This is a genomic window from Streptomyces sp. NPDC034049 (assembly GCF_055575575.1).
In genome coordinates this window covers 306,185-321,765 of sequence record NZ_JBVISJ010000008.1, presented here as the reverse complement: position 1 = coordinate 321,765, position 15,581 = coordinate 306,185, and the positions used below count along the sequence as shown (strand labels likewise).

General features: G+C 72.7%; 13 protein-coding genes and 1 tRNA gene. 12 read left to right on the top strand and 2 right to left on the bottom strand.

The window, feature by feature from the left end; translation table 11 throughout:
- The first annotated feature begins 1 nt into the window (after window position 1).
- The 7 genes from ACZ52C_RS24570 to ACZ52C_RS24540 all read left to right on the top strand — a co-directional run bounded on the left by ACZ52C_RS24570 (window position 2) and on the right by ACZ52C_RS24540 (window position 9,143).
- Window positions 2-1,705 (top strand): beta-N-acetylhexosaminidase, encoded by a 1,704-nt coding sequence (locus ACZ52C_RS24570; protein WP_469076758.1) that lies wholly within the window; start codon window positions 2-4, stop codon window positions 1,703-1,705.
- A gap of 290 nt (window positions 1,706-1,995) precedes the next feature.
- Window positions 1,996-2,889: an FAD binding domain-containing protein gene (locus tag ACZ52C_RS24565; RefSeq protein WP_184893457.1), complete on the top strand. Its 894-nt coding sequence runs from the start codon at window positions 1,996-1,998 to the stop codon at window positions 2,887-2,889.
- A complete protein-coding gene (locus tag ACZ52C_RS24560) occupies window positions 2,886-4,916 on the top strand; it encodes a (2Fe-2S)-binding protein (RefSeq protein WP_469076757.1) in 2,031 nt (676 codons plus the stop codon). Before ACZ52C_RS24565 ends, ACZ52C_RS24560 begins: the two co-directional genes overlap by 4 nt.
- Window positions 4,913-7,228: a xanthine dehydrogenase family protein molybdopterin-binding subunit gene (locus ACZ52C_RS24555; protein WP_469076756.1), complete on the top strand. Its 2,316-nt coding sequence runs from the start codon at window positions 4,913-4,915 to the stop codon at window positions 7,226-7,228. Before ACZ52C_RS24560 ends, ACZ52C_RS24555 begins: the two co-directional genes overlap by 4 nt.
- 178 nt (window positions 7,229-7,406) lie before the next feature.
- A complete protein-coding gene (locus tag ACZ52C_RS24550) occupies window positions 7,407-8,012 on the top strand; it encodes an SUKH-4 family immunity protein (RefSeq protein WP_469076755.1) in 606 nt (201 codons plus the stop codon).
- A gap of 92 nt (window positions 8,013-8,104) precedes the next feature.
- On the top strand, window positions 8,105-8,521 hold the full coding sequence (locus ACZ52C_RS24545) for a hypothetical protein (protein WP_469076754.1): 417 nt from the start codon (window positions 8,105-8,107) through the stop codon (window positions 8,519-8,521).
- Between the two features lie 133 nt (window positions 8,522-8,654).
- The gene (locus ACZ52C_RS24540) at window positions 8,655-9,143 is read left to right on the top strand and encodes a DUF6083 domain-containing protein (RefSeq protein WP_469076753.1); all 489 of its coding nucleotides are present in this window, start codon (window positions 8,655-8,657) and stop codon (window positions 9,141-9,143) included.
- A 78-nt stretch (window positions 9,144-9,221) separates the two neighbouring features.
- Here the strand turns inward: ACZ52C_RS24540 and ACZ52C_RS24535 are convergent.
- Window positions 9,222-9,296 (bottom strand) — tRNA-Cys (locus tag ACZ52C_RS24535).
- Window positions 9,297-9,531: 235 nt separating this feature from the next.
- On the opposite strand from ACZ52C_RS24535, the gene ACZ52C_RS24530 reads away from it, so the two are divergent.
- From ACZ52C_RS24530 to ACZ52C_RS24510, 5 genes are all read left to right on the top strand, one after another.
- On the top strand, window positions 9,532-11,052 hold the full coding sequence (locus tag ACZ52C_RS24530; RefSeq protein ID WP_469076752.1) for an MFS transporter: 1,521 nt from the start codon (window positions 9,532-9,534) through the stop codon (window positions 11,050-11,052).
- A gap of 32 nt (window positions 11,053-11,084) precedes the next feature.
- Window positions 11,085-11,282, top strand: a complete 198-nt coding sequence (locus tag ACZ52C_RS24525; protein WP_188290937.1) for a hypothetical protein — start codon at window positions 11,085-11,087, stop codon at window positions 11,280-11,282.
- Window positions 11,282-11,650, top strand: coding sequence for a type II toxin-antitoxin system death-on-curing family toxin (locus tag ACZ52C_RS24520; RefSeq protein WP_469076751.1), 369 nt, complete (start codon window positions 11,282-11,284; stop codon window positions 11,648-11,650). The genes ACZ52C_RS24525 and ACZ52C_RS24520 overlap by 1 nt, the downstream gene beginning before the upstream one ends.
- 183 nt (window positions 11,651-11,833) lie before the next feature.
- A complete protein-coding gene (locus ACZ52C_RS24515; protein ID WP_469076750.1) occupies window positions 11,834-13,630 on the top strand; it encodes a DEAD/DEAH box helicase in 1,797 nt (598 codons plus the stop codon).
- Between the two features lie 335 nt (window positions 13,631-13,965).
- Window positions 13,966-14,607, top strand: a complete 642-nt coding sequence (locus tag ACZ52C_RS24510; RefSeq protein ID WP_013003228.1) for an IclR family transcriptional regulator — start codon at window positions 13,966-13,968, stop codon at window positions 14,605-14,607.
- Between the two features lie 75 nt (window positions 14,608-14,682).
- Here ACZ52C_RS24510 and ACZ52C_RS24505 read toward each other — a convergent pair whose 3' ends face one another.
- On the bottom strand, window positions 14,683-15,531 hold the full coding sequence (locus ACZ52C_RS24505; RefSeq protein WP_469076749.1) for an alpha/beta fold hydrolase: 849 nt from the start codon (window positions 15,529-15,531) through the stop codon (window positions 14,683-14,685).
- Window positions 15,532-15,581: the final 50 nt, after the last annotated feature.

Genomic DNA, 15,581 nt, shown 5'->3' with positions numbered 1-15,581 from the left:
TGTGCGGAACTTCGATCTGATCCCGGCGCCCCGCGCCGTCGAGGCCGCCGCCGGCGAGGTACGGCTGACGGCGCGCTCCCGGCTCCACGCCCGCGAGGGGACCGAGGACGTCGGCCACTGGCTGGGCACCGTGCTGCGGGACGCCACCGGCCTGCCGCTGCGCGAGGGGCGCGAGCCCGACGACACGCAAGGGGACGGCATCCGGCTCCGGATCGACCCCGCGCTCGGCCCCGAGGAGTACCGCCTCGTCAGCGACCCCTCCGGCATCCTCGTCGAGGGCGGCGACGCGGCCGGTGTCTTCTGGGGCGCCCAGACGCTGCGTCAGCTCCTCGGCCCTGAGGCGTACCGCAGGGCACCGCTCGGCCGCGACCGTGCCTGGAGCGTGCCGTACGTCACCGTCGAGGACGCCCCCCGCTTCCGCTGGCGCGGCCTCCTGCTCGACGTCGCCCGGCACTTCATGCCCAAGGACGGGGTCCTGCGCCAGCTGGATCTGATGGCCGCGCACAAGCTCAACGTCCTGCATCTGCACCTGACGGACGACCAGGGCTGGCGGATCGAGATCAAGAGGTACCCCCGGCTGACCGAGATCGGCTCATGGCGGGCGCGCACCAAATTCGGCCATCGCGCCTCGCCCCTGTGGGAGGAGAAACCGCACGGCGGCCACTACACCCAGGACGACCTCCGCGAGATCGTCGCCTACGCGGCGCGGCGGCACATCACCGTGGTCCCCGAGATCGACATCCCGGGGCACAGCCAGGCCGCCATCGCCGCCTACCCGGAGCTGGGCAACACCGACGTCGTCGACACGGCCTCGCTCGGCGTCTGGGACACCTGGGGCGTCAACAGGAACGTACTCGCGCCCACCGACCGCACCCTGCGCTTCTACGAGGGGGTGTTCGAGGAGGTCCTGGAGCTGTTTCCGGTCGATGCCGCGCCGTTCTCGGCGTTCGTGCACATCGGCGGCGACGAGTGCCCCAAGGACCAGTGGCGCGCGTCGCCCGCCGCGCAGGCCCGGATCCGGGAGCTGGGGCTCGCCGACGAGGACGCGCTCCAGTACTGGTTCGTCCGGCACTTCGACAACTGGCTGACGGCGCGCGGGCGTCGCCTGATCGGATGGGACGAGATCCTGGAGGGCGGGAGCCGAGCCGAAGGGCGGAGCAGAGCGCCCGGAGGTGAGGCGACGAAAATCAACCTCGCGCCCGGGGCGGCGGTGTCCTCCTGGCGGGGGTACGCGGGCGGGGTCGCGGCGGCCCGCATGGGGCACGACGTGGTCATGTGCCCCGAGCAGCAGGTGTATCTGGACCACCGTCAGGACGGCGGCCCCGACGAGCCGGTGCCCATCGGCTATGTGCGCACCCTGGAGGACGTCTTTCGGTTCGAGCCCATCCCGCCGGAGTTGACGGCCGACGAGGCCCGGCACGTGCTGGGCACCCAGGCCAATGTGTGGACCGAGGTGATGGAGGACCAGGCGCGCGTCGACTACCAGACGTACCCGCGTCTGGCGGCCTTCGCCGAGGTGGCCTGGAGCCGGCTGCCGGCCCCCGCCGAGCGTGACTTCGGCGACTTCGAGCGGCGGACGACGGCCCACTGCGCGCGACTTGACGCCCTGGGGGTCGGTTATCGGCCGCTTTCGGGTCCGCGTCCGTGGCAGCGGCGACCCGGGGTGCTCGGACGTCCGATCGAGGGGGCGCCCCCGAACGTGTGAGGCGGCCGCGAACGCGTAGGACCGAAAGCGCGTGCCCTGCGACGGTGGCGGCACGGGGAACGAGTGGGGCAAGGGGCGCGAGAGTCGCCGGAAGGGGTCAATGCGCGCCTATTGGCTATGACGTGCCAAAACGGACCATCTCTCGGGTGACGTGGGCGAATGCCTCCTAGCGGACCCCCGCGTTCGGGCCTCGCGAGAATGTGCCAGAGTTGCCACGTCCGCCCTGTCAGCACGTACCGTACGGCAACACAGGCGGGGACCAGGTGGGGCAGCGGGAAGGGGCAGCCGGTTTGACCACGCACGCACCGCAGGCGGCGCAGGCCGTGACCCTGCCCGGCTCGCTGGACGAGGCCGTGGCGGCCCTCGCCGCCATGCCCTGGGCGGTTCCGGTGGCGGGCGGCACGGACCTGATGGCCGCGGTCAACTCCGGGCAGCTCAGGCCCGCCGCGCTGGTCGGCCTCGGCCGGATCAGCGAGATCCGCGGCTGGCAGTACCAGGACGGCCATGCACTCCTGGGGGCGGGACTGACGCACGCCCGGATGGGGCGCCCGGACTTCGCGGCGCTCATTCCGGCGCTCGCCGCGGCCGCGCGCGCCGCCGGACCACCCCAGATCCGCAACGCCGGCACCCTCGGCGGCAACATCGCGACGGCCGCCCCCACCGGGGACGCGCTGCCCGTGCTCGCCGCCCTGGAGGCCACGCTGATCATCGCGGGCCCGGGCGGGGCCCGCCGTGAGATGCCCGTCTCGCACCTGCTGGCCGGCATGGAGATGCTGCGCCCCGGCGAACTCATCGGCTTCGTGCGCGTGCCGCTGCTGCACGCGCCCCAGGTCTTCCTGAAAGCCACCGGGCGCACCGGCCCCGGCCGCGCGGTCGCCTCCGTCGCCCTCGTCCTCGATCCCGCCCGGCGCGGGGTGCGGTGCGCCGTCGGAGCCATAGCGCCGATGCCGCTGCGCCCGCTGGACGCCGAGGCGTGGGTCGGTCAGCTGATCGACTGGGACGGCGAGCGCACTCTGGTGCCCGAGGCGCTCCAGGCCTTCGGCGAGTACGTCGCCGCCGCCTGCATCCCGGACCCGGCCCCCGAGGTCGACGGTTCCGTGGCACCGCTTCCGCCCGCCGTACTGCATCTGCGGCGCACCGTCGCCGCGCTGGCCCGACGAGCACTGGGGAGGGCACTGTCGTGACCGACGACCAGCACGGAGAGGGCACCCCGCAGCAGGGGGGCCAGGGCGGCTGGGAGCGGCTGCCGCAGGGCGACTACGACGACGGCGCCACCACGTTCGTCCAGCTCCCCGAGGGGGGCATCGACGCACTGCTCGCCGCCGACAGCCCGCTGGCCGCGCCCGGCCACGGCTATGTCCCGCCGCAGATAGCGACGAACTCCATCAACCCGGCGCACACGGGACAGGTCGGTGACACGGCCCACACCGCCGGGACCGACCCGTCCGTGCCGGGCACCTGGGCGATGCCGGCCGGGGGTGCCGAGTGGCACGACCCGAACGCCGGGCAGCCCTCGCCGCCCACGCAGCACGGGTTCTCGTACAACCCCGGCTCGACGGGGCAGTGGACCTTCGAGGAGCCGGCCGCGCCGGAGGGCACCGCTCCCGGTCACGATGTGACCGGCGAGTGGTCGATTCCGGTCGCCGGTGGTGATCTTCCGGACGAGTCCGGTGAGTTCACCACCTCGGCCCTGGTCGAGCAGTGGGGCGGCACCCCGCCCGCCACGCTCCCCGGCGGTGCTCCCGCGCCCTGGGCGACGGAGGAGATCGGCACGGCGTGGACCGCGCCGCCGCCCCCCGCCCGGACCGACGAACCCGCGGCCGACGAGCACCCGGCCGAGGAGCGCGCGGCCGAGGGGCACGCGCCGGGGGAGAGCGCGCCGGGCACGGCCCCGGACGCCTCCGGGGAGGCCTCCGCGGCTCCTGGGGGCGCGTACGCCGGCCCGGGTCCCGAGACCGCCGGGGAGGCCCCGGAAGGCGCCCAGGAGCCCGCTGGGCCGGTCGGGGCCGATGCCGAGACGCCGGGCGGCCCCGAGCGGAGCGAGGAGCCGGAGACGGCCACCGACGCGCCCGAGGAGGCCGCGTCCGCGGGGACTGACGCGTCCGCCGGGCCCGTCGAGCCCTCCGGGGCCGAGGGCGACCCGGCCGCCGCCGAGGAGCCCGCCCCGACCCCGCCCCCGCACGACGACCACCCCCTCGCCTCCTACGTCCTGCGGGTCAACGGCACCGAGCGGCCCGTCAGCGACGCCTGGATCGGCGAGTCGTTGCTCTACGTGCTGCGCGAGCGGCTCGGCCTCGCCGGCGCCAAGGACGGCTGCTCGCAGGGCGAGTGCGGCGCCTGCAACGTGCAGGTCGACGGCCGGCTCGTGGCGTCCTGCCTGGTACCCGGGGTCACCGCCGCCGGGAGCGAGGTGCGCACCGTCGAGGGCCTCGCCGCCGACGGGCAGCCCTCGGACGTGCAGCGGGCGCTCGCCAAGTGCGGTGCCGTGCAGTGCGGTTTCTGCGTGCCCGGCATGGCGATGACCGTGCACGACCTCCTGGAGGGCAACCCCGCCCCCACCGACCTGGAGACCCGCCAGGCGCTCTGCGGCAACCTCTGCCGCTGCTCCGGCTACCGGGGCGTCCTCTCGGCCGTCCGTGACGTCGTCGCCGAGCGCGCGGCGAACACGGCCGCCGAGAACGAGGCCGCCGCGGACGCCGACGAGGCGCGCATCCCGCACCAGGCCGGCCCCGGCGCGGGCGGCGTCAACCCGGCGGCGTACGAGGCCCGGCAGGCACCCCCGCCGGCCCCGCACGACCCCGACCGGTCCTACGGCGGCCAGGGGCTGTCGTTCACCGGCCCGGACGACTCGTACGGCGGCCAGGGCCAGTCGTTCGGCGGCCAGGGCCAGTCGTTCGGGCAGGACCAGTCGTACGGAGGTCAGGACCGGTCGTACGGAGGCCAGGACCAGTCTTTCGGTGGACAGGATCAGTCGTACGGAGGCCAGGACCGGTCCTTCGGAGGGCAGGATCAGTCGTTCGGTGGTCCGGGTGACACCTACGGCGGTCAGGGGCAGTCGTTCACCGGTCCGGGTGACACCTTCGGTGGTCAGGGGCAGTCGTTCGCCGGGCAGAGCGACACCTACGGCGGTCAGGGACAGTCCTTCGGCGACCCGGACGACTCGTACGGCGGTCAGGGCCGGTCGTTCGGCCAGGACGGAGGCCAGACGTGAGCAACGAAACCGTCATCGCGACGCCCGCGGGCCCCGGCGACGCCGCGCCCGCCCCGGAGCAACTCCCGCACGGCCTGGGCGCGAACCTGCCCTCCGCCGACTCCCGGGCCAAGTCCGAGGGCACCTTCCCGTACGCGGCCGACCTGTGGGCCGAGGGCCTGCTGTGGGCCGCCGTGCTCCGCTCGCCGCACCCGCACGCGCGCATCGTGTCCATCGACACGTCCCACGCGCGCGACATGCCCGGCGTACGGGCCGTCGTCACCCACGAGGACGTGCCGGGCGTCGCCCTGCACGGCCGCGGCAAGGCCGACCGGCCCCTGTTCGCCTCCGAGGTCGTACGCCACCACGGCGAGCCCATCGCGGCCGTCGCCGCCGACCACCCCGACACCGCGCGGATGGCCGCCGCCGCCGTCATCGTCGAGTACGAGGTGCTCGATCCGGTGATCGACCCGGAACAGGCCTTCGAGGCCGAGCCCCTGCACCCCGACGGCAACCTCATCCGCCACATCCCGCTGCGCCACGGCGACCCGAACGCGGCCGGCGAGATCGTCGTCGAGGGCCAGTACCGCATCGGCCGCGCGGACCCCGCCCCCATCGGCGCCGAGGCCGGCCTCGCCGTGCCCCGCCCCGACGGCGGCGTCGAGCTGTACGTCGCCTCCACCGACCCGCACACCGACCGCGACGCGGCCGCCGCCTGCTACGGCCTGGCCCCCGACCGCGTCAAGATCGTCGTCACCGGTGTCCCCGGCGCCACCGCCGACCGCGAGGACCAGGGCTTCCAGCTCCCGCTCGGCCTGCTCGCCCTGAAGACCGGCTGCCCGGTGAAGCTCACGGCCACCCGCGAGGAGTCCTTCCTCGGCCACGCCCACCGCCACCCCACCCTGCTGCGCTACCGCCACCACGCGGACGCCGAGGGCAAGTTGATCAAGGTCGAGGCGCAGATCCTGCTCGACGCGGGCGCCTACGCCGACACCTCCTCGGAGGCGCTGGCCGCCGCCGTCTCCTTCGCCTGCGGCCCCTATGTCGTTCCCAACGCCTTCATCGAGGGCTGGGCGGTCCGCACCAACAACCCGCCGTCGGGCCATGTGCGCGGCGAGGGCGCCATGCAGGTCTGCGCCGCCTACGAGGCGCAGATGGACAAGCTCGCCAAGAAGCTCGGCATCGACCCGGCCGAACTGCGCATGCGCAACGTGATGTCCACGGGCGACGTGCTGCCGACGGGCCAGTCCGTGACCTGCCCGGCGCCGGTCGCCGAACTCCTCCAGGCCGTCCAGGAGTTCCCGCTCCCGGCACTGCCCAAGGACACCCCCGAGGAGGAGTGGCTGCTCCCGGGCGGCCCCGAGGGCGCGGGCGAGCCGGGTGCCGTCCGGCGCGGCGTCGGCTACGGCCTCGGCATGGTCCACATGCTCGGCGCAGAGGGCGCGGACGAGGTCTCCACAGCCACCGTGAAGGTCCACGACGGCATCGCGACCGTGCTCTGCGCGGCCGTCGACACCGGCCAGGGCTTCTCCACCCTCGCCCGGCAGATCGTCCAGGAGACCCTCGGCATCGACGAGGTCCACATCGCCCAGGTCGACACCGACCAGCCCCCGGCCGGACCCAGCTGCCGGGGCCGCCACACCTGGGTCTCCGGCGGCGCGGTGGAACGCGCCGCGAAGATGGTCCGCACCCAGCTCCTTCAGCCCCTGGCGCACAAGTTCGGCATGTCCACCGAGCTGCTCCAGATCACCGACGGCAAGATCACCTCGTACGACGGAGTGCTCTCCACCACGGTCGCGGAGGCGCTGGACGGCAAGGAACTCTGGGCCACCGCCCAGTGTCGCCCGCACCCGACCGAGCCGCTGGACGAGGCAGGCCAGGGCGACGCGTTCGTGGGCCTCGCGTTCTGCGCGATCCGGGCCGTGGTCGACGTCGACATCGAACTCGGCTCCGTACGGGTCGTGGAGCTGGCCGTCGCCCAGGACGTCGGCCGGATCCTCAACCCGGACCAGCTCACCGCGCGGATCGAGGCGGGCGTCACCCAGGGCGTGGGCATCGCGCTGACCGAGAACCTGCGCACCCCCCGGGGCCTGGTCCGCCACCCCGACCTGACCGGCTACGCCCTGCCCACCGCCCTCGACGCCCCCGACATCCAGCTCGTCAAACTGGTGGAGGAACGGGACGTCGTCGCGCCCTTCGGCGCGAAGGCGGCCAGCGCGGTGCCGGTGGTCACCTCCCCGGCGGCCATCGCGGCGGCGGTACGGGCGGCCACGGGACGTCCCGTGAACCGGCTGCCGATCCGCCCGCAGGCGGCGGTGGTGACGGGGGCGTAGCGCCGGGGGAGGCCGCTGCGTGCGGCCTCCGGCGCAGCCCCCGAGGTGCGCGTTCGCGCGTACGACGGGCGTTGTCAGTGGGTCGGCGTATGGTTCTTCGAAGTGGGGACGACGACCGCTCGGCGGCGCGGTCGACCCCGTGGGGGCAGCACATCGAGAACCATGTGTTGGGGGAGCCATGAGCACAATGACGATGGGAACCATGGGCCTGACGGACCTGAACGACCTGCGTGACCTGCACGATCCGACCCGCGTCGACGACCTCGCGGTGCTGACCGGGGGACCGGTCACCCGCTCCGGCCTGGCGCTGGACCTGCCGGCCCGGCTGCTGGACGAGGAGTTCGGCCGGAGCAGGGTGTGGCGCTTCGAGGACTTCGACTTCCCGGCCACGCTCACGCACGAGCCGACCCGCCGCTTCCTGCGGGACATGGGCCTGCCCGAGGACCACGGCTTCTTCCACCTCGACACGGACGTCCCGCTGCCGACCCTCGCCGAGTACTACGCGCACGAGCGCGCCGCCGCGTTCGCCGCCAGCCGACTCCCGTCCCGAGCGGCCCACTTGATCCGCCTCGGCCACTTCGTCGAGGGCAACAGCCTCGTCGTCGACGGCACCACCGGCGCGATCCTCAACTGGAGCGAGCCCGAGTCGACCCTCAGCCCCCTCGACGCCGACCTGTCCACCCTCGCCTTCACCCTCTGGCGCCTCCACCGCGAGAACCACGAGGGAACGGCGACGGGTTGCTGGGTCGAACGCCTGCGCAACGAGGCGTGCGCCGAGCTCTGACCGCGCTCGCATCCGCTGCCGTGGCATGTCCCGGATGGGGCGAATAGGCTGGTCGCGGGGGTCGAGAACGCTTCGATCCCCAGGAGGTTCTCATGGTCCCCATGAGGAAGAACCGCAACGGCGCTTTCCGTGCGACGGGAGTCCTCTCCGCGCTCGCCACGGCCGCCGCGATCATCTGCGTCGGCCCGGCCCACGCCCAGTCCACCGCTCAGCTGTCCGCGTGGGTCAGTGACGGCTGGGGCGGTGGAACCATCACCAGCCAGCCCGCCGGGATCAACTGCCACCAGGCCGCGTGGGACCCGTACGCGAGCAACGAACCGCAGCCGAACCCCACGGGCACCTGCACCGCCACCTTCGAGGTCGGCACGACGGTCACCTTCACCGCCACACCGGACACCGGGTCCTTCATCAACGACGGCCCCACACCGAACCCCGTGACCGTACGAACCGGCTACAACTACACCTGGGTGATGTTCTGCCCCGACGACGGGCTCTGCTCCGCGGGCTAGCACCTCACCGCAAGTCCGGCGGTCCTGGCGCGGGCTTCCTGTTCACGTCCGCCACGTCCGCCACGTCCCTCGTGCCCTGATGCGCCCTGTTTGCGCCCTCCCTGTGTCCGGGTGACGTGCGGACGCTGGAACGATGGGGGACACGGACAAGCCGAGCATCGTCCGGTTGCCGGGCGCCGACGGACATCGCCAGCCGCCGCCGGACACACCACGACCGTGGGAGAACGCCGACCGGGCCCAGGCCGCGGTGGAAGGCGCCACGGGCCCCGAACCGCCGGCCCCGCCCATCTGCCCCGACTGCGGGCTCACCGGCGACCGGCGTCCCACGTACTACGACGCCCATGTCCTCCTGGAGCCCGACCTGTCCGCGCCGGCCCACATGGTGCCGGCCTGGCACCGGTGGTACGTCGACTCCCAGGGCGTCGGCTGGAACAGCCGGGAGGACGAGCCCGCACCAGGGGCCGTCTGCCGCATACCGCACCGCATCGCCTGCCCGGGCCTGAAGCCGGAGGAGATCGGGCTGTGGCGATGGCTGGACACCGTCCGCACGGAGAACGCCCGCCGCGCACAACGCAGGGCGGAGGCGGAAGGCCTCCCGAGCGCACTGCCGGACACGGGGTGACCGGCAGCCTGAGCCGGAACTCCGAGAGGGCGGCACCCCTTCCGGGGTGCCGCCCTGTCGTTCTGCCTGGTCGGCAGGTGGAGGCCGTGGCGGGAATCGAACCCACGTAACTCGCTTTGCAGGCGAGTCCCTGAACCACTCGGGCACACGGCCGGGTCGGGAGGGTGGGCCCTGGTGGGGGCTGGTGCTCCGAACTCGATGTGTCGACCGTAGGCGGGGGTGGGTGGGGGCTCAAGGGTGGTGGGGGTGCTGCAACGGGACTGCCATACGCCGTTCATGAATGGGCGGGGAGGGGCCGCAGGGCGGGGCGGTCGTACGACCAAGGTCTCGGGTGGTGGGGGGCTTTGGACAGGGGCGAAAGTCTGTCGTGCCCCTTACGCTGGCGGGCATGGTCGATTCCGAACCGCGTGGCGCGGGTGTCACGCAGAGCCCCGCTCCGACGTCGGTCGCCGACGGTGAGGACAGTGTGCTGAGCCGTTCCTACCGGGGGCTCAGTATCGGGATCGTCTCCGTCGTGCTGCTGATCGCCTTCGAGGCCATGGCGGTCGGCACGGCCATGCCCGTCGCGGCGCGGGAGCTGGACGGGATCTCGGTGTACGGCTTCGCGTTCTCGGCGTACTTCACGACGAGCCTGTTCGGCATGGTGCTGGCGGGGCAGTGGGCGGACCGGCGGGGGCCGCTCGGGGCGCTGACGGCGGGGATCGGTACCTTCGCGGCCGGGCTGGTGCTGTCGGGGACGGCCGGCGCGATGTGGCTCTTCGTCCTCGGCCGGACCGTGCAGGGGCTCGGCGGCGGGCTGGTGATCGTCGCGCTGTACGTCGTGGTCGGGCGCGCGTACCCCGAGCGGCTGCGGCCCTCGATCATGGCGGCCTTCGCGGCGAGCTGGGTCGTCCCCTCCGTGGTCGGCCCCCTCGCCTCGGGCGCGGTGACCGAACAACTGGGCTGGCGCTGGGTGTTCCTGGGCATTCCGGCGCTCGTCGTACTGCCGCTGGCGTTGGCCCTGCCGCAGATCCGACGGAGGGCTTCCGGGCCGGTGACGCCCTCGCCCATGCCCGCGCCCTCGTCCCCGTCCTCCGCTTCCACTTCCGCCTCGGCCCCCTCCTTCGACCGCCGCCGTATCCGTCTCGCCTTCGGGATCTCGCTGGGGGCCGGGCTGTTGCAGTACGCGGCTCAGGATCTGTCGTGGTGGTCCCTGGTGCCGGCGGTCGCGGGCGCCGGGCTGCTGGTGCCGGCCGTGCTGGGACTGTTGCCGAGGGGGACGTACCGGGCGGTGCGGGGGCTGCCGTCGGTGGTGCTGCTGCGCGGCGTGGCGGCGGGCTCGTTCGTGGCGGCCGAGTCGTTCGTGCCGCTGATGCTGGTGACCCAGCGCGGGCTGTCGCCGACGCTCGCCGGGTTCTCGCTGGCGGCCGGTGGGGGGACCTGGGCGCTGGGGTCGTGGGTGCAGGCGCGGGCACGGGTGGAGCCGTACCGGGAGCGGCTGATGACGGTGGGGATGGTGCTGGTCGCGGCGGCGATCACCACGCTGCCGGGGGCGCTGGTGGAATCGGTCCCGGTGTGGATCGTGGCCGTCGCGTGGGCCTTCGGATGCTTCGGGATGGGGCTGGTGATCTCCTCCACCAGCGTGCTTCTGCTCCAGCTGTCCGCCCCCGAGGAGGCGGGGACCAACTCCGCCGCGCTCCAGATCTCCGACGGCCTCACCAACGCGCTGCTCCTCGCGGCGGGCGGCGCCGCCTTCGCCGCGCTCGGCGGCGGCGCGGTCGGCCACACGGCCGCCACGGCCGCCGGCACCTCCCATCCGGCGGCCTTCGTCGCGGTGTTCCTGCCGATGGCGGGGGTGGCGTTGGTGGGGGCTTGGGTGACCACGCGGTTGCGGGCACCTACGGGTGGGCCGTCGGCGGACAGGTCGTGACACCGTGCGGTACCACGTAGTACCGTTGCGTCATGGCTGGACTGAACCTGCGGTTTACGGAAGAAGAGCTCGACGCCCTGCGCGAGCGCGCCGCGGCGGAGGGGCGCAGCATGCAGGCCTTCGCGCACGACGCGGTGATCGCGGCCATAAACGAGCATTCGAGACTGTTCAACGAGGCGGCTGAGCATGTGCTGAAGGCCAGTGCCGAGTTGAACCGGAGGCTCGCCTGATGCACTACCTCACGCTGCCCGAGGTGCTGAATCTGGCGAAGCGGCTCGGTGCGGACGAGGTGCGCGACTACGGGCTGCTGGACTCGGCTCTGGCACGCCCCCAGTCGAGTGTGTTCGGGCAGGACGCCTACCCGGACGTGTGGCAGAAGGCCGCCGCGTTGATGGAGTCCCTGGCTCGCAATCGCGCTCTGGTCGACGGGAACAAACGGATCGCCTGGTACGCGACCTGGGTTTTCCTACACATGAACGGGCACCCCTTGGACGCCGACTTCGACGTGGACGAAGCGGAGCGCTTCGTGCTGGACGTCTGCCAGGGCGCGTTGGACGTGCCCAAGATCGCTGCTCAGTTGCCGCGCTTCGCGCGATGACGGCGGGTCGCCGTCGTGTGTGAGGTGGGTCCCACCTGGGGACGGCTCGGCGCAGTTCGCGCGTTGGCGGAACCGGGGCGCCGGTAGGGTGGCCCGGTTGTCATACGTAGCCGAGGTGTCCGCGTCGCTGCGCGAGTCGCCCCGGAGCCACCGCCGAGCCGCTCAACCCCCAGACCGGAGACCGTGACTACCACCGCCACCTCCTCCTCGAACCACCACCTCTCGCCCGCCTTCCCCGGCCGCGCCCCCTGGGGCACCGCCAACAAGCTGCGTGCCTGGCAGCAGGGGGCGATGGAGAAGTACATCCAGGAGCAGCCGCGGGACTTCCTCGCGGTCGCGACCCCGGGCGCCGGCAAGACGACCTTCGCGCTGACGCTCGCGTCCTGGCTGCTGCACCACCACGTCGTGCAGCAGGTGACGGTCGTGGCGCCCACCGAGCACCTGAAGAAGCAGTGGGCGGAGGCCGCGGCGCGGATAGGGATCAAGCTGGACCCGGAGTACAGCGCGGGCCCACTCAGCAAGGAGTACGACGGCGTCGCGGTCACCTACGCCGGTGTGGGCGTGCGGCCCATGCTGCACCGCAACCGCAGCGAGCAGCGCAAGACCCTGGTGATCCTGGACGAGATCCACCACGCCGGTGACAGCAAGTCCTGGGGCGAGGCCTGCCTGGAGGCGTTCGAGCCCGCCACCCGCCGGCTCGCGCTCACCGGTACGCCCTTCCGGTCCGACACCAACCCCATCCCCTTCGTCACGTACGAGGAGGGGGCGGACGGCATCCGGCGGTCCTCCGCCGACTACACCTACGGTTACGGCAACGCGCTCGCCGACAACGTCGTGCGGCCCGTCATCTTCCTCTCCTACAGCGGCAACATGCGCTGGCGCACCAAGGCGGGCGACGAGATCGCCGCGCGGCTCGGCGAGCCCATGACCAAGGACGCGGTCAGCCAGGCCTGGCGTACGGCGCTCGATCCGCGCGGTGAGTGGATGCCGAGCGTGCTGCGCGCCGCCGACCAGCGGCTCACCGAGGTCAGGAAGGCCATCCCCGACGCCGGCGCCCTCGTCATCGCCACCGACCAGGACTCCGCGCGCGCCTACGCCAAGCTGATCCGGGAGATCACGGGGACCAGCGCGACGGTCGTCCTGTCCGACGACGCCGGAGCCTCGGACCGCATCGACGAGTTCAGCCACAACACCGACCGGTGGATGGTCGCCGTGCGCATGGTGTCCGAGGGCGTCGACGTGCCACGCCTCGCGGTCGGGGTCTACGCCACCACCATCTCCACGCCGCTGTTCTTCGCCCAGGCCGTCGGACGGTTCGTACGGTCCCGGCGGCGCGGCGAGACCGCGTCCGTGTTCCTGCCGACCGTGCCCGACCTGCTCACCTTCGCCAACGAGATGGAGGTGGAGCGGGACCACGCCCTCGACAAGCCGAAGAAGGCGGGCGAGGAGGACCCGTACGCCGAGGAGGACAAGCTCCTCGCCGAGGCGGAGAAGCAGCAGGACGAGGACACCGGCGAGCAGGACATGCTGCCGTTCGAGGCGCTCGAGTCCGACGCCGTGTTCGACCGAGTCATGTACAACGGCGCCGAGTTCGGCATGCAGGCCCATCCCGGCAGCGAGGAGGAGCAGGACTACCTCGGCATCCCGGGTCTGCTGGAACCCGACCAGGTGCAGTTGCTGCTCCAGAAGCGGCAGGCGCGGCAGATCGCGCACAGCCGCAAGAAGCCCGACGCCGAGGCCGACCTGGTGGAGCTGCCGGCCGACCGGCGGCCCGTGGTCACCCACAAGGAACTGCTGGAGCTCCGTAAGCAGCTCAACGGCATGGTCGGCGCGTACTCCCACCAGAGCGGCAAGCCGCACGGGGTCATCCACACCGAGGTACGGCGGGTGTGCGGCGGACCGCCGAGCGCGGAGGCCACGGCGGGGCAGCTGCGCCAGCGGATCGCCAAGGTGCAGGAGTGGGCGACCCGGATGAAGTGACTCCGGGGCGCCTCCAACTCTTCGCGCGCAGCGCGCGCTCCGGGGAGCTCGGCGTGCGCGGTGCGCCCGTACATTTCGCGACAAAGCGAAGTAGTCCGTACCGGTCACTGCCCGGATTCTGGACGGAGTCTTCCGCTCAGCGAACCCGCTCGTCTACTGTCCCGCTACGCACACGCCCCGTGGCAGCGCCGCCGCGGAGCGCAGCCGTGAAGCGACTCCGCCCGGATCATCCGGGTTCAGCCGATCGGCGGCCTCTGTAGCGCGTCGCCGAACGGGACCGGTGACGCATCAGCCGTGACAGAGGTCGCCGCCCTCACCAAGAAGGAGTGGGCGTCGTGACCGCGGAGACCTCTCAGACGCTTGATCGGGGACTGCGCGTCCTCAAGCTGCTCGCCGACACCGACCACGGGCTGACCGTCACCGAACTGTCCAACAAGCTCGGGGTCAACCGGACCGTTGTCTACCGCCTGCTCGCCACCCTGGAGCAGCACTCCCTCGTCCGTCGTGACCTGGGCGGACGTGCCCGGGTGGGGCTGGGGGTGCTGCGTCTCGGGCGGCAGGTACATCCGTTGGTACGGGAGGCCGCGCTGCCCGCGCTGCGATCGCTGGCCGAGGACATAGGGGCGACCGCCCACCTCACGCTCGTCGACGGCACCGAGGCACTGGCCGTCGCCGTGGTCGAGCCGACGTGGACGGACTACCACGTGGCGTACCGCGCCGGGTTCCGGCACTCGCTCGACCGGGGCGCCGCGGGTCGGGCCATCCTGTCGGGGCGGCAGCAGCCGGGGGACTGGCCGGGATACACGCTCACGCACGGCGAGCTGGAGGCGGGGGCGAGCGGGGCCGCCGCACCGCTGCTCGGGGTGACGGGCGTCGAGGGCAGCGTGGGCGTGGTGATGCTGGCCGACGCGGTGCCGGAGAGGGTGGGGCCGCGGGTGATGGACGCGGCACGGGAGGTCGCCGACGCGCTTCGGTGACATGCCCGTGCCCGAGATTCCCCGCGGTGGGACGCCCTTCGGTGACACGCCCTCCGGTGATGCGGGGCGCGCCGGTCAGGGGCGCGGGTTCAGTGAGTCCAGCCAGTTCAGCAGGTGTGCGGTGAAGACGTCCGGCTGCTCCATGTTCGCGTAGTGGCCGACCCCTTCGATCGTGATGGCGTGGCCCTTCGGGGCGACCGCGGCGACCGTGGTGACCAGGCGCTCGGCCATGGCGATGAGGTCGGGGGCGTCCAGGGCGCCGTTGATCGCGAGGGTGGGGACGGTGATGCCTGCGGCGCGGGCCCAGGTGTCCGTGACCGGGACGTGCCAGTCCTTCTCGCCGACGGTGTGTTTGAGGGCGGTGGCCCGGCTCATCTCCCGTACCCGCCGGACGATGTCGGGGTCCACGTCGTCGACCGCGCGGTGCGGACCGGCGACCCCTTCCCCGACCACTTCCAGCCAGCCCTCGATGTCGCCGGACATCAGCGTCCCGTAGTACCGGGCGACGCTGTCCTTGGTCCAGGGGTCCGTGAACTCGGGCTCGCTGGTGCCGACGCCGCTGACGACGAGCGCGCGTACCAGGTCGGGATGTTCCAGAGCCGTGTCGACCGCCGTGCCCCCGCCCATCGACATGCCGACCAGGATCGCGGGGCCCGTGTCCAGGTGGCGCAGCAGTGCGGCGAGGTCGTCGGTGAAGCGGAACGGCTTGCTCGCGTTGGCGGACGCGCCGTGCCCTCGCGCGTCCGGGGCGATGACCCGGTGGCCCGCCGCCGTCAGCGCGGGCACCAGATCGCGCCACATGGTGTGGTCCGTGAAGCCGCCGTGCAGCAGGACGAGCGGGGTGCCCGCACCGGCGTCCTGGTAGGCCAGGGGGCCGTCGTCGGACACGAACGTGTGCGTGAGGATCTGTGTGGCATCAGTCATGACAACTAAGTTGTCATATTGAGGGAAGGGTGACAACCCAGTTGTCATTT